Annotated in this window: 12 protein-coding genes and 1 pseudogene; 7 read left to right on the forward strand and 6 right to left on the reverse strand. The window is 54.4% G+C overall.

The features are described 5' to 3' along the window. Positions 1-112 precede the first annotated feature (112 nt). Complete coding sequence (locus G7G_RS0119065) at positions 113-1,603, reverse strand: ArnT family glycosyltransferase (RefSeq protein WP_010443059.1); 1,491 nt, start codon at positions 1,601-1,603, stop codon at positions 113-115. 117 nt (positions 1,604-1,720) lie between these two features. On the opposite strand from G7G_RS0119065, the gene G7G_RS0119070 reads away from it, so the two are divergent. The 6 genes from G7G_RS0119070 to G7G_RS0119090 all read left to right on the forward strand — a co-directional run bounded on the left by G7G_RS0119070 (position 1,721) and on the right by G7G_RS0119090 (position 6,294). Further along, entirely contained in the window at positions 1,721-2,482 is a 762-nt protein-coding gene (locus G7G_RS0119070) for a glycosyltransferase family 2 protein (RefSeq protein ID WP_010443060.1), read from the forward strand. Beyond that, entirely contained in the window at positions 2,479-2,778 is a 300-nt protein-coding gene (locus tag G7G_RS0119075; protein WP_010443061.1) for a lipid-A-disaccharide synthase N-terminal domain-containing protein, read from the forward strand. Before G7G_RS0119070 ends, G7G_RS0119075 begins: the two co-directional genes overlap by 4 nt. Before the next feature lie 171 nt (positions 2,779-2,949). Beyond that, entirely contained in the window at positions 2,950-3,585 is a 636-nt protein-coding gene (locus G7G_RS0119080; protein WP_010443062.1) for a GNAT family N-acetyltransferase, read from the forward strand. Positions 3,586-3,663: 78 nt separating this feature from the next. After that, positions 3,664-5,433 (forward strand): tetratricopeptide repeat protein, encoded by a 1,770-nt coding sequence (locus G7G_RS0119085; RefSeq protein ID WP_010443063.1) that lies wholly within the window; start codon positions 3,664-3,666, stop codon positions 5,431-5,433. Positions 5,434-5,525: 92 nt separating this feature from the next. Next, the gene (locus tag G7G_RS23990; protein WP_010443064.1) at positions 5,526-5,789 is read left to right on the forward strand and encodes a YjhX family toxin; all 264 of its coding nucleotides are present in this window, start codon (positions 5,526-5,528) and stop codon (positions 5,787-5,789) included. A gap of 7 nt (positions 5,790-5,796) precedes the next feature. After that, on the forward strand, positions 5,797-6,294 hold the full coding sequence (locus tag G7G_RS0119090; RefSeq protein WP_010443065.1) for a GNAT family N-acetyltransferase: 498 nt from the start codon (positions 5,797-5,799) through the stop codon (positions 6,292-6,294). A 164-nt stretch (positions 6,295-6,458) separates the two neighbouring features. Here the strand turns inward: G7G_RS0119090 and G7G_RS0119095 are convergent, their stop codons facing one another. The 5 genes and pseudogenes from G7G_RS0119095 to G7G_RS23995 all read right to left on the reverse strand — a co-directional run bounded on the left by G7G_RS0119095 (position 6,459) and on the right by G7G_RS23995 (position 12,379). Beyond that, on the reverse strand, positions 6,459-7,388 hold the full coding sequence (locus tag G7G_RS0119095; RefSeq protein WP_010443066.1) for a pentapeptide repeat-containing protein: 930 nt from the start codon (positions 7,386-7,388) through the stop codon (positions 6,459-6,461). Positions 7,389-7,525: 137 nt separating this feature from the next. Next, complete coding sequence (locus tag G7G_RS0119100) at positions 7,526-8,836, reverse strand: gluzincin family metallopeptidase (RefSeq protein WP_010443067.1); 1,311 nt, start codon at positions 8,834-8,836, stop codon at positions 7,526-7,528. A gap of 12 nt (positions 8,837-8,848) precedes the next feature. Continuing rightward, complete coding sequence (locus G7G_RS0119105; protein ID WP_010443068.1) at positions 8,849-10,165, reverse strand: TfuA-like protein; 1,317 nt, start codon at positions 10,163-10,165, stop codon at positions 8,849-8,851. Further along, positions 10,162-11,355: a YcaO-like family protein gene (locus tag G7G_RS0119110; RefSeq protein WP_010443069.1), complete on the reverse strand. Its 1,194-nt coding sequence runs from the start codon at positions 11,353-11,355 to the stop codon at positions 10,162-10,164. The genes G7G_RS0119105 and G7G_RS0119110 overlap by 4 nt, the downstream gene beginning before the upstream one ends. Before the next feature lie 271 nt (positions 11,356-11,626). Next, a pseudogene (locus G7G_RS23995) lies at positions 11,627-12,379 on the reverse strand (IS5 family transposase). A gap of 201 nt (positions 12,380-12,580) precedes the next feature. On the opposite strand from G7G_RS23995, the gene G7G_RS0119125 reads away from it, so the two are divergent. Next, a complete protein-coding gene (locus G7G_RS0119125; protein ID WP_238528835.1) occupies positions 12,581-13,912 on the forward strand; it encodes a nucleotide sugar dehydrogenase in 1,332 nt (443 codons plus the stop codon). The last annotated feature ends 31 nt before the right edge of the window (positions 13,913-13,943 follow it).

Genomic DNA, 13,943 nt, shown 5'->3' on the forward strand with positions numbered 1-13,943 from the left:
TCGTTCGGAATAAACACCTTACCGATCTTCGGGATGGGAAACACTTCGATTCCGAAGAACTTTGCCCGCATGCCACCGCAAATAGCTTGTTTGCGAGCGAATGGGATTGTCATCAATCAAGGCGCAAACCGCGTGCCGTCCAATAGACAAAATCTGTGCCTTCAATAGATTGCCGATCCAATCCGGAAAGCACATCTGAGAACTGGTTAAGTTCTTGGGCTCGGCAAACCCCTCTCAAAGGACCGGAAGTATAGCCAAATCTTTTGAGGTAGCCCGGTAAATCAGAGTGCCTCATATACACGAACCGTCGGTCGGGTGACGCGTACACTGAGGCGGCACCCAAGGGCAATCGGTGTCTGTTTTTGAAACCGCATACAACAAGTGTTTCATCTGGCTGATGGGTTGATTGCAACGGCGAAAGCAGATCCTGCAGGTCTATGCCGAACTGTTCTGCAGTGTTGGGATGACTATAATCAACCGTACGTTTGATCGGACCCTGCTCGGAAAAACACAACACCGCCAGCAGTAAGGCCCGCACCCAAAGCCGTTTTGAGATCAGCAAGATGCCCCAAGCTGCGCCCACCATCAACATTGGCAATATCAACAAAGTATAGCGATCATAGACCTTTCCCGATGCCATCCACATTGCCAGGAAAAAGAACAATGCGATCCCGGCAGGGGCAAGCAGCCGTGGTCGGCCGAGTGCGAAGGGCAGGGCGCAAAGGCCTAAAATACCCGCAAACCTTAAGACTGGTGCATTACCCAGGATGATTTCTGACAGCTTCTTTAGACTTCGATCTGACACGGTGGGCGCAAACCGGTGTAGCATTTCACCGCGCACACTGCCTTGAAACTCGGTACCAAAACCTAAGCGCAGGTACTGGAACAACGGCCATAGAAATGCCAGCAGTAAACAGGCCACCATGGTCCACTGGAAGGTTTTGTTTCTTAGAATCTCGCTTACGGGTCGATCCTGCCAGCGCCGGGTTAGAGCAAGTGTCAGGAGTGCCAGAGCCAAAAATGCGAGTGGGGTCGGACTTTTCTGCAATCCAGCCAGAAACACAGTGACCCCGAACCATGGCCACAACTTTGGACGCTCGAACGCGGCAAGCATCGTGACCACCCCCAAGGTGGAAAAAAGCATTGCCCCGCTATCCAGCATGGCCGATGTCGCATGTCCCCAGAAGTTTTTTGAACTGGACACAAGCAACACCGCAGGCAACATCAGCCAAGGTTGATCGGGAACCATAACTCGGGCGAGCAAAGCCGTTGCAATCAGCGACCCAAGCGCAAACAGCATCGAAGGCAGATGCAGGGCCAGCATGTGCGACATTCCCTGCTCGATCAATGCCGCTGTCATCCAATATTGAAGGGGTGGTTTTTTTAGGCTGGGCTCATTCTGAGAATATACGGTAAGCCAGTCATTGTTGCGGATGAAACCCAGGCTGCGGTCATAAGTAAAAAATTCATCAATCTTTGACAGGCCATCTTGCCCCAACCCGGACATGTACCAGCACCACAACAATGCGATGGTGATGCCTGTTATTGCATAGGGTAGCCATTTGTGGGTCTGCAAATGTTCGATGCCCGAATTTTGGACCACTCTGGTTATCCTCTGACTTGTTGTAATATGATGTGTTTTGGACTAGGCGAGTACTTGAATTTCGGGGTCTGATCAATCACAAACCCCGGTGACTGTATCCAAGAAGCTTTGATTGCGATGTCGACCGAACCTAAGGAAAACGCTGATAATCGACCCACAGTTTCGGTTGTGATTCCCATGCATAATGAGCAAGGGGCCGCTGCTGGATTGATTCAGGGGATCTGCGACGCCGCTTCTGATCTTCCTGCGTTCGAGATCATCGCGGTTGATGATGGTTCGACCGATGGTACCTTTGCGGCGCTGCAGGAGATGCAGAAAGAATGCCCGCAGTTGCGCATACTACGGCATAAAACGGCAGGTGGGCAAAGTGCCGCTGTCCATTCTGGCGTCAAGGCCGCGCGCGCCGATATCTGTTGCACTCTGGATGGCGATGGACAGAACCCGCCAGAAGAACTGCCCAAGATCTGGGCGCCGCTGGTATCTGGCGATGATGCGCAGGTCGGTCTTGTGGCGGGGCAACGGGTCGGTCGGAAAGATACCGCATCAAAAAAGCTCGCCTCGCGATTTGCGAATGCCTTGAGGGGCTGGATGCTGAAAGACGGTACTCGCGATACGGGTTGCGGATTCAAGGCGTTCAGAACGCAGGCGTTCCTTGATCTACCGTTTTTCAACCATATGCATCGATACCTGCCAGCGCTGTTCAAAGCCTACGGATGGAATGTTGCACTGGTTGATGTGGCGCATCAGCAGCGCATGACCGGTGAGTCAAAATACACCAATTTCGGGCGGGCCATGGTCGGCATTTGGGATTTGTTCGGCGTTGTCTGGCTGACCCGCCGCGCCAAATCTGTTTCAGCAACCGAGGCAAACCGGTCGTGAAAGAAACCATTCTGGAAATCCTGCACGTCGACAGCCCGACCGAGGCCCTTTGGGTATTCATCGGTCTGGCTGGTCAATTGATGTTCAGCGCTCGTTTCATCGTTCAGTGGATTACATCAGAACGCGCAAAGAAATCGGTCATACCGATGGCCTTCTGGTATCTTTCGATTGGCGGCGGGCTGATACTTCTCAGCTATGCGATCTATCGCCGTGATCCAGTGTTTATTCTGGGCCAGTCGATGGGTTTGTCGATCTACCTACGCAACATCTTCCTGATCCGGGCCGAGAAGCGCTGATTAGGACTTCGCTTGCACTATTCAAACATTCTTCGGACTTGACTGGTTGCCCCGTTCAGCGGGTCGCAGCCGACGTCAGGCTTGTGTGAATAACCCTTTCTTGTTTCTGGGATATTTGTGCTAGTATCGCACGCATAGATTATTTCATTTTGTTTCAGGAGGTCGTTTCCTTTGCCCGATACCTCATACCGGCAGTTCAAGCTGCGCCCTCTGGAAAAGGCTGATCTTGAGATCGTGACCCGCTGGTTTCAGGATGCTCAAGACCTAGCTCTGTTCGACAGAACCACGCGAATTCCGCAAAATTTGACGCAAACCGAACACGCATGGGAAGGCGCTGTTGGCATTTCTAACAGAGAGGAAAAATGTTGGTTTGTGATTGAAAATGATGATCGAGATGCGGTGGGCGTGGTTGGTCTCGAATCGATTTCACCCTTCAATCGGGATGCGGTTGTTCCGGTTTTTGTAGAAAAGTCATTGCGGCGTCAGGGCGTGGCGGTGCGAGCTGTTGCATTGATGTTAGATTTTGCCTTTCAGCAATTAGGACTTAACCGGATAACTTCTTATTATCGGGCCGACAATCACGGCAGCCGCGATCTGATCAGTCGATTGGGTTGCCAGATCGAAGGCACGATGCGGCAGGCTTGGTTCGCGGACGGGCAGTTTCACGACATGGTGGTCGTCGGTATGTTGCAACAGGACTGGGCTGAGCGTCGGAACGTGTTGGCACAGGAACTGGGCCGGGAAACGGTGGTCAGTTTTGGGGCAACAGGCATGTCCTGGCCGCCTGAATGCGGTTCTGCTACTTGAAATGATGCGAATTTTGCTTGGTATATTATTAAAACGCTCTTGTCGGAATCGACGAGACCACGCAGTTGAGTGCACCCAGTGAATACGACCGGTTCGGACACTTCAATCAGACAAAAGCTTGGGGCGGTGCTGTTTGCCGATGTTGTTGGCTATTCCCGCTTGATGAGTGAGAACGAGATGGATACGTATAACGCGTTGAAATCTCTTTTGTTCCAGCTCGAAGAGACTTGCTCGAAGTATCAGGGCAAAATCATTGAGGTGCGCGGCGACGGCATTCTTGCATTGTTTGATACGGCCACCAGCGCGGTTGAATTCAGCATCGAACTGCATCGAATTGCGGCCGAGCATAATCTGACGCGGCCGGACGGCCAGCACATTAAATTCCGTGCGGGCGTTCATTTGGGCGAGGTTTTGATGGATGAGCGTGGCATCCACGGCGACAACGTCAACATCGCCGCCCGCCTGCAAGAGATTGCCGAGCCCGAGCGGGTTTTTGTCAGTGCGGCCGTTTATGAGCAGATCCGCAACCGGCTGCGTTATGGCTATGAATTCCTTGGCCCCAAACAGCTCAAGAACATCATGTCTCCGGTCGCGACCTACTGTGTTCGAACCGAGGTCGAAGGAGCGACAATGGCCGCCACCTTGCGTCCTGAGATGCAGTTGGAAGTGCTCGAACGGCCCGATATCCCCTCGGTCGCAGTATTGCCGTTTGCCAGTCAAGGTGGTGAGGAAGATGATAACTGGGTCGCCGAAGGGCTGACCGATGACATCATCATGAACCTGTCCAAGTTCCGGAACCTGTTCATCATCGCCCGAAACTCGTCCTTCTTCTTCAAAACCCAGTCAATGTCGCCTCAGGAAGCTGCCCGGCGCCTAAACGTGCGCTACATCGCGCGCGGCAGCGTGCGCCGATCATCCAGCAGAATCCGGATCACGGCCGAGCTGATTGACGCCAACACTGAACGCACCATTTGGGGCGAGAGGTTTGACCGCAAGCTCGACGATATATTCGACATTCTGGACGAAGTGACTGAATGCATTGTTGCAGCCACCGCGGTGATGATCGAGTCGCATGAAAAACAGCGTATGGTACAGGCGATCCCGTCGGACTTGCGGGCCTATGGGTCTGTCCTTCAGGGGCAGCATCATATCTTCAAGTACACACGCAACGATAACCGCAAGGCACAGCATTGCTATGAATCCGCTCTTGAGCGTGACGGCGGCTATGCACGTGCTGCAGCAGCCCTGTCGCGCACGTTGAATATTGATTGGCGCTATTCGTGGACTGAAGACCCAAACAGCGCGCTCGACAAGGCACTATCGTTGGCCCAACGTGCCGTGGAACTCGACCCGACCGATGCACGGGGGTTTGGAGAGCTGGGTTATGTACAACTCTATCGAAAAGAGTTCGATTCCGCGATCGAATCCTACAAGCGCGCCCTGCAGCTGAACCCCAACGACGCGGATATGCACTCGGACTACGCAGACGCACTAGCTCATTGGGGAGATAACGATACTGCGATCAAGCATCTGCAACAGGCAATGCGCCTTAACCCGTATTTCCCTGATCAATATCTGTGGCATCTAGGCGGAGCCTATTACAACCTCAAGCGCTACGACGACGTGATCGCGTGCGTGAACAAGATGAACAACCCGACCGAAGGGCAGCGCGTACTGGCCGCCAGCTACGCTCATAAGGGCGAACTGGATATGGCCCGCCAGATCGCTGACAAACACCGTGCGGCGCATCCTAATTTCTCACTCTCGCGCTGGGCCAAGGTTCAACCAGACCGCCTGTCCGACGATACGCAGCATTTTGTCGAAGGTTTGAAAAAGGCTGGATTCTGAGAGGCAAGAACGGATGCGTCCTGCGCCGCCGCCTTTCATCCGGCGCGGTGTCCGATGCAACGACGCACAATTAGAAGTTTCCGCAGGTAACCATGAATATATCAATAACTGAACAACGCGTCCTGCACATGTTGGCTCAAGGCGGAACAATCCGCCACGAACGCAATCCCAATGGAAAAATAGTGCATGTTGTGTGCAATACGCTTGACAGATCCCTGCTATCCGACTGCACGTTCGACATCATTGGTAAACTGCGCCGTAAGCGCTTGACCGTGTCGCGAAACTCCGGCTCTAACAGCATATCGGCTATCGGTCGCCGCTCTGTTGGGCGACAGCTAAGCAACAGAACAGCATGATGATGTTATGATAATACGTAACGAAACAGGCGCTGACATTGCGCTCATTCAGGCTGTCACTGAGGCAGCATTTGCTACAGCAGAGCACAGTTCAGGCACGGAAGCTGCTATAGTCGATGGCCTGCGCGAAGCTTCCGCTCTCACCTTGTCATTGGTCGCTGAGGAAGATGGGGAGCTGTTAGGCCACGCTGCATTTTCCCCGATCCTGATTGATGGCAAAGACATGAATTGGTATGGCCTGGGGCCAGTATCCGTCCGCCCTGACCACCAGGGCAAAGGAATTGGTGGCGCTCTTATCCAAGATGGGCTGGGGAAGCTCCGCGCTCTGGATGCAAATGGATGTGTTGTTATGGGGCACCCGGATTATTATCCGCGTTTCGGGTTTGTACGAGATGACAGGCTTCGATTTGAAGGCGTGCCGCCCGAGTATTTCATGCAGCAAGTCTTAAATGGCAAACAACCTGACGGCGCGGTAACTTACCATCCCGCGTTTTTCATTGAGTAATAAGTTTCGAAGCTTCGCCCCATGCAGAAATAGGGCGGTGCGACAAATCCTGGATTGGGTTCGAAGCTGACATAAAGTTGCTGCTGCCCACACACCTGCACGTATGTGGCCAGCAACACTTGTCATATCAGGCTTAACCCAACAGCGCTTTGCTTAATCAGGCCCTATTCCCCGCGGGCCTTTGCACCGCTGACTTTGGCACCTGAAACTTTAGCACCCGACACTTTGGCTCCGCTGACCTTGGCGCCAGAAACCTTGGCCCCGCTCACCTTGGCACCCGATACCTTGGCTCCAGCCATCATTGGCGCGTCGTATTCGAAATAGACGTCCAGAAGTACTTCCTCGATCTGACCGGCGGCAATATCCATGCGGATGGTGTAGTCGGCCTGATCATAGTTCCAGACACGGATGTCATTCGCCATCTGGTAGTCCGCGGCTGCAACACCTGATACCGATGGGTTCATCGGGGCACGTGCCGCCTGTTGCGTGGTGTCCTGGGCGTCGGCGTCATTGCTGGTTTGCAGCTTGAACCCATAGGGCAGGTTGCCACCCGTGGCGCTGTCGCCTGCACCATGTACTAGAAAGATCGTCGGTTCCGGCATTTCGTAATAGGTGCCGTCATATGCGAAGCCATAGATTCGGGCCAGCCGGGCATCGCCTCCGAACTGGTCCCCGATGAAGTTGTTGACGCCGCGACCCTTTCTGCGGTCATCTTGTTCAACAAACAACTGCTTGCTGTGGCTGTTTGCTGTCTGCTGCCAGAATGTGTGTTTGAAAACGCGTCCCCGACGAACGTAGACAAATGATTCAAAAGAGACCTTCTTACGTTTGTCCAGTTTCAGCTTGTCGCCGTCGTTCTGGTCCTTGATGATCTTGTAAATCCCGGACTTGTTGTTTGCGCTGTCTCCAACCTGCACAAGAATCCGATCATCTTCGCGGACAGCCACACCATCAATCTTGGTGATCTCATCTGAAAAATCAAAATTCGTCGCCACCTCAATTGCCAGCCGGACCGATTTCTGCCGCAGTTTAAGATCGCTTAACTCTCGCCCAAACAATAATACCTCGGAAAAACTGAGTAACGACTCAGACATATCACTTTCTCCCTATCGGGGGCTGACGGAGCTTTATGCCACGTCCGTCCCGGTTTGCGCATTGGTCTGCGCTTCGTTTGTCGAATTATCACCCCGTGCCCGTAACCTGACATAAAACCGAGGTAAAAACAAAGACTTTAAGGTTCTTTTGGCTCGGGCGCTAGTGTTCGAACCGATGCTGCATGGCTCGACCCATCCGGCTTAGTCAGACGTGGGCCAGGGCGTGCCAATCCGATGTCGCGCATGCGGAAATTGCCTTCGATGATCTGGCGGAATGCCCCTCCCGTGATCTCTTGGTCAACAACAACCAACGCACGCTCAACCCCGAAGTAGCTCAACATATCTGCATCCAGCATGTCCAAAGCGTCGGCAAGATAGGTTCCCAGCAAATCCCGCGCTTCTATCAGCGCAACGCGGAATCCTTCCGGGTCAGCGGCGTAATGCTCGTCGAATAAATCCTGCATGATCGCGTTGTATTCGTCAGAGCCTTCCAGCTCATCCGAAAGCTCCTCCATCTCGGGGTCGATCACATCATGTGCAACAAGCCGCTCGTGGTAGATATCGACCAGAATGTCGAACATCGCCCCGGTCAGCGGTTCCGACAGCGCGTGTTCACTGGACCAGCCATGTGAGAACTCGGACAGAGTCCGGTCATTAGCGGCGATGCGGATTTGCGAGTTTTGGGACAGCTCAGCAAAACGGCTGAGCCGGTTATAGGTATACAGGTTCCCGCGCGTGTTCTTCAGCAGTTCATCTACGACTGAACCGAAATGCAGTGATGCAAGCAGTGCCACCATATCTGCTGCTGATTCATGAAATCCATAATACTCACCAGTTGCGTCCTCTTCTGACGGCATGCCGATGACGCTGTAGATGATGGCATGGCCGATCTCATGCGCCACGACGTCAAAATTAAGGCTATAGGGGCGGTATTCGTCGCCATGTTCTCGGGTGCCGCCGGTTTCCAGAAATCCCCAGCCGATATGCGCGTTATCAAGGCTGGGCAGTAGGGAAAGTTCCAACCGTTCAAAATCACGCTCGAAATGCCAGGGGATAGGGCGGCCGAAATAGCCCTCCCATACATCCATCGTAAAATGCGCTGCGCCAAACAGATGGGCAGCTTCAAAGGCCGGATCGTCGGGATCGATATGGATAAAATTTCCGAACTCGTCGGGTTCAGGGGGCGGCAAGATATAGCCATCCCAGGCGGGCAGATACATCTCGGGCCCTTCTTCGCCTTCAATCATCGCGCCATAGGGGATCGTCTTGTCGACCGGGTACATCGCATACATTCGCGGTCCCGATGGGCCGGGTCCGATCGTACCCTGCGGGGCAGAGATCTCGACCAGTTCAGGTTTCGAATTCGGCTCTAAGAAGGGCGATTGCGGGTAAAGCAAGAACCGTGTGCCCGGAGTTTCGTTGTCCGAATAGTCGGGCCAGATCGTCATTGTCCCCTCCCGTTATTGTCCCGGTTCACCTTCGGTGTGGCAAAACATGTATTCAGCTTCAATCAGATCAAGAAACGCCTCGCGCCCGTCAAGACCAAGCGCGATTGCATGGGATTCAAGATCATCTGGCACCGCCTGGTCAAGCCGCGTTTCAAAATACCAGAGCAGCGATTGCATTCTGTTTGCAGAACCATTCACCCGATCCAGCCCCGCTATCCGGCTGGCCTTGCGTCGCGCCCGATCACGCAGCGCGCCATAGCGACCATCGTGGCGCAGCTGGGCTAGCAGGGCAAAGTCGAGCTCATCCGCGCGCGCTGTGATGGCCGTATCTTTGTAGGAACAGTCCGCCAGCAATGCCTCGTATTGAGCAAGCGTCAGATCGTTGTCCTGCAACCATTCCATCAGATCGGAGTGGCGGGGCAGGCGGGCCGCGCGACGGTGCTGAGCCATCTGTTTTCGCAAGGTATCCCGATCAGGCAGGTGATTTATCCGATATGCTTCGTCGCGCGCCAACAGGTGCAGCGCGGCGCGGTCGCGTAGTTGGACATAAAGGGCTGGGTCCAGCCGCAGCTCGTCCACCAGTGCCCACGCATCCGGGTCATGCGGAGCGGTCTCGGAATCCACACGAGTCCGCAGTTCACGCCAGACCAGAGTTCGTTCGACGCGTGTCGATTCCGGCGCGTCGGAACCTGCTTCCAGGTACCGCGCCATCTGCGCCAGCATCTCGCGTGCATCGTCGCCTTTGGCATCCACTTGCCCGCCGGGCAACCAGTTCCGAAACGTCGCCGAGTCTGTGTCGGTCTTTGCAGCCGAAATCACCTTGTCCCAAACTCGGTCGCGATAGTGCAGCGCCTTGGCTGCACCCAGCAATATCTGTGCCTCATCCTCCGACACCACTTCGGCCTTCACCGCTGCGGACAGCGTGGCCCGGATCGAGACCATAGGCTCACTCAACGGTATGAAGCCAAGCTCGGCGGGGCCGTGCAGCACCGCGACCTCATCGTCATCTGCAATGGCGCCGCTCAGGTAATCCTCGAACACCCGTCCGACGCCGATCATCCCGAAATCAGCCAGTTCCGCCGCCCGTAACGCACCCATGCTGGCGCTGCCGAATACCGGAATGCCCTGTTCCAGCGCCCACAGGATTTCCTTGTGCCAGACCGAAGGCACCCCGTCGAAATACCCGTCGATAATGCCAATTGCTTGCGGCCTGTCGCGCACCGCACGATACACATCGCCCTGCTGAACCGGGGGCAGGATTGTTGCATTCAGATGCTCCTGCACGGCTTCGGGTCGCAGCGTGGGTCCAACAAAAACAACGACGGTCATGCCGACACCGCCCGCACCCTCGGACCGGCGATGAAGTCAGGATCGTCATGCGGGGCTTCCAGCCCCGGAATGACCGCGCGGACGACCGCGATGTCGATCCCGGGTCGGGACAAATCAACCGTTATCACTTGGTAGATCCCGGCCTCAGACAGCCGGGACAAAAGCAGATCGAGATCCTCCGTGAAAGACCCTGTTACATGCGAGGGGCAATCCGTAAAACGCTTTGTCGGCTTTGCGCCTTCGATCAGCTCGCGAATATACCGTCCGCGCCACTGGCGCGCCTCGTCGATAAACTCCTCAGGGTCCAGGTCGTCCCGCGCGCCTGAGATATAGGTCAGCCGTGTTTGCGCCGCCTCGGTCAGCGCGCGTAGCAGCGCGATGGCGCGGTCGGGGTGACAGCCATCCCCGATCCCGATATGGCCGTTTGTCTCGCCGGTCTCGCAGATTACACAGCGAAAACTGGCGATGCCGATATCCGAGGTCGTGTCCCAGATCCCCAGCTCCAGCCCCGCCTCTGCGATCAAGCTCATGGCCTGACGGCAGCGCGGGTCATCGACTGTATCAGGATCGACGCGGGGTGTTGGACCCCGATGATGCCACAGCGTCGTGGCATCGCGCTCGATCAGTTCGCAGATCGCGTGGCAGCTAGCCTCAGCGGCATCGTTTCCCGATGCCAGACCATTTGTCGTACGCGGAAACGCGCGCTGTCCGTTGGCCATAGAGGTCGTGTAATCCGTATCCACCATCTCATAGGGCACCCAGCAAGCAGCATCCGCGTTCAAGTCCTTCCCCTGCACCCACAGCATCGCACGATGCGGGTCAAACTGCCCGCCGGTTACGCGGGGCAGGCGGTCCACATTGACCACGTATTCCTGCGCCAGATCGGTGTGGCTGCACAGCCGCAGCGGCAGCTCGATCCGTTCCGCATGCCACGACTCGATCGCCTCCATCACCCCCGAGGCCTGCGCCGCACTCAGCGACAATCCCTTGCCCAACGACACCGCAACCGAGCGCGAATTGGGCCGCGTCACCATCACGGTCGGCAACCCGATCCGATCAAGTCCGGTCAGATTTGCGATCCGTGTGATGCCCATCTCTTTGAGAAACGGTTTGACGATGGCAAGGGTCTCTTCTGGATCGCGCAGCCGGTGGGTATCCAGCACATAGGTCTTCTGCGATTCTCCGAGCATTCAATTGACCTTGGTAAATATGTGATTAACCAACCAAACCCGCCAGGCGGATCAAGTCGGGGTCAGGATGCGGGATGATTGCGAATGGGTCAACACCACTGCCTGAGCGAACCGGCGATGCATGGCCCGCATCGCGCTACTAGATGGAGCGCCTCAATAGCTCTACCGGTAGAGCAGATTCTTCGTAATCGAAGGTCGGGAATTCCAGCCCCCTCGAAGCGCCATATTTGCCAGTTAGATACCTCTAGGTTCCAGACTCATTGATTTACAATCAAAATAGCACGGTAGCTGCTAGAGCGATGGCAGAGAGGAAGACCTTTGGGCATCGGTCAAAGCGCGTAGCAACCCCGCGCCAGTCTTTCAGACGTCCAAACGTAATCTCGATCCTGTTGCTACGTTTGTAGCGACGCTTGTCGTACCGGAAAGGTTTATCGCGTGATTTGCGACCCGGGATACAGGGATTTATTCCCCTGTCCTTAAGGGCTTCGCGGAACCAGTCCTCGTCATAACCTCGATCTCCCAGCAGCCAGTTAGCCGATGGCAGACTGTTCACCAGATCCCTGGCCCCCGTGTAATCGCTCACCCGCCCAGCGGATATGAAGAAGCGGATGGGGCGTCCCAGACTGTCGGTAACGGCATGCAGTTTCGTATTCATACCACCCTTGGTGCGCCTTATCAGCCTGCCACACTCCCCTTTTTAAACCGCAGGCTGGAAGCCCTGCGGTGCGCTTTGAGGTAAGTCGCGTCAATCATGATGGTCTTAATGATCGCTTCCCTCCGCAGAAAGCCCAGTCATGATCCGAGCGAACACTCCCATATCGCTCCTCCGCTTCCACCGGTTGTACAGCGTCTTTGGTGAACCATACTCGCGAGGGGCATCGGACCACCGCAACCAATTGCGATTGATGAAGATAATACCACTGAGCACACGCCGATCGTCCACCCTTGGCTTGCCATGGCACTTTGGAAAGTAAGGCTGAAGGCGAGACATCTGCTCGTCGGTCAGCCAGAATAGATTGCTCATGATACACCCCTGAAACTCACGGGCATGAATCACGCAGGCGGGATGACGGCAACCAAATTAATAGGTCCAGAAGCTAGACAAGCTCGGTAACAGTTTTTTGTTTGCCATCCTTGTGCAAATATATAAAAGCCGACCTAAAGAGCCCGCCGGGAAAATTCTCTCGGTCTGAAATAACTTTTAAAAAATGGTCTGTATGATTCAATGAACGCTTCTTCTTCACAAAAAATGTGTTTGGATAATCTACTCAAGAAATTATCGGACAAAACTGCCGTAATCGGTATTGTTGGACTAGGATATGTCGGCCAACCTCTGATGCTTCGGTACTCAGAAATCGGATACAAAGTTCTGGGCTTTGATCTGGATGAAGAGCGTGTTCGCCAGTTGAATAGCGGACATAGCTCCATTGAACACATCGAAGATGCACGTATTGGACAAGCGCGCGAGAATGGCTTTGAAGCGACAACCGATTTCTTACGGATTGCAGAAGCCGATGGAATAATGCTCTGCGTACCGACTCCTCTGAACAAGTATCGCGAGCCCGACATGAGCTTTGTCACGAGTACTTGCGATCAGATCGCTCCGTACTTGCGTGAAGGGCAGGTCGTAGCATTGGAAAGCACCACCTATCCAGGCACAACGAAGGATGAAGTTCTGCCACGTCTGGAACGTAATGGTTTAAAGGCTGGCGAGACAATTTTTGCTGTCTACTCTCCAGAACGCGAAGACCCGGCCAACGCAGATTTTACTACCCATACTATTCCGAAGGTCGTTGGAGGTCACACCGAAGCTTGTCTTGAAGCAGGTCTCGCTCTGTATAATCACGCGATTGACAGTCTGGTACCAGTAAGTTCGACTGAGACCGCCGAAATGACGAAGCTTCTAGAAAATATCCACCGCGCAGTGAACATTGGTCTTGTAAACGAGATGAAGATCGTAGCCGATCGAATGGGAATTGATATCTTTGAAGTGATCAAAGCAGCGGCAACAAAACCGTTTGGATTTACACCCTACTATCCTGGCCCTGGCCTCGGCGGGCACTGTATACCGATTGACCCTTTTTATCTGACCTGGAAGGCCCGTGAATACGGTGTAAATACGCGTTTCATCGAATTGGCCGGTGAAATCAACACCGCAATGCCGGACTATGTCTTTGGCAAGCTCGCCTCGGCTTTGAACGAGCGTTCCAAATCGGTTCGCGGGAGTAAAATCATGGTTCTGGGGATCGCCTACAAGAAAAATGTAGATGATATGCGTGAAAGCCCATCCGTTGCGCTGATGGAGAAAGTTCGGGACCGGGGTGGTGTCCTAAGCTATTCCGATCCACATGTTCCGGTTTTCCCAAATATGAGGGAACACCAGTTCGACTTGTCGTCCGAAGCGCTGACGCCCGACGTGCTGGCCGCGCAAGATGCGATCATTCTTGCGACCAATCATGATAAGTTTGACTATGAAATGATCACCAAGCACGCTCAGCTCATCATCGACACAAGAGGTGTATATGTTACTGGTGCGAAAAATGTCGTAAGAGCCTAGCAGGGTGACTTTGCGCACGCATGTAATTGCG

The sequence above is a fragment of the Ruegeria conchae genome, assembly GCF_000192475.1.
Taxonomy (GTDB): domain Bacteria; phylum Pseudomonadota; class Alphaproteobacteria; order Rhodobacterales; family Rhodobacteraceae; genus Ruegeria; species Ruegeria conchae.

Coding starts and splice junctions, on each gene's coding strand:
- G7G_RS0119070 (WP_010443060.1), top strand. CDS start 1,721: ATGTCGACCGAACCTAAGGAAAACGCTGATAATCGACCCACAGTTTCG.
- G7G_RS0119100 (WP_010443067.1), bottom strand. CDS start 8,836: ATGACGATCTGGCCCGACTATTCGGACAACGAAACTCCGGGCACACGG.
- G7G_RS23990 (WP_010443064.1), top strand. CDS start 5,526: ATGAATATATCAATAACTGAACAACGCGTCCTGCACATGTTGGCTCAA.
- G7G_RS0119110 (WP_010443069.1), bottom strand. CDS start 11,355: ATGCTCGGAGAATCGCAGAAGACCTATGTGCTGGATACCCACCGGCTG.
- G7G_RS0119105 (WP_010443068.1), bottom strand. CDS start 10,165: ATGACCGTCGTTGTTTTTGTTGGACCCACGCTGCGACCCGAAGCCGTG.
- G7G_RS0119090 (WP_010443065.1), top strand. CDS start 5,797: ATGATAATACGTAACGAAACAGGCGCTGACATTGCGCTCATTCAGGCT.
- G7G_RS0119125 (WP_238528835.1), top strand. CDS start 12,581: ATGAACGCTTCTTCTTCACAAAAAATGTGTTTGGATAATCTACTCAAG.
- G7G_RS0119095 (WP_010443066.1), bottom strand. CDS start 7,388: ATGTCTGAGTCGTTACTCAGTTTTTCCGAGGTATTATTGTTTGGGCGA.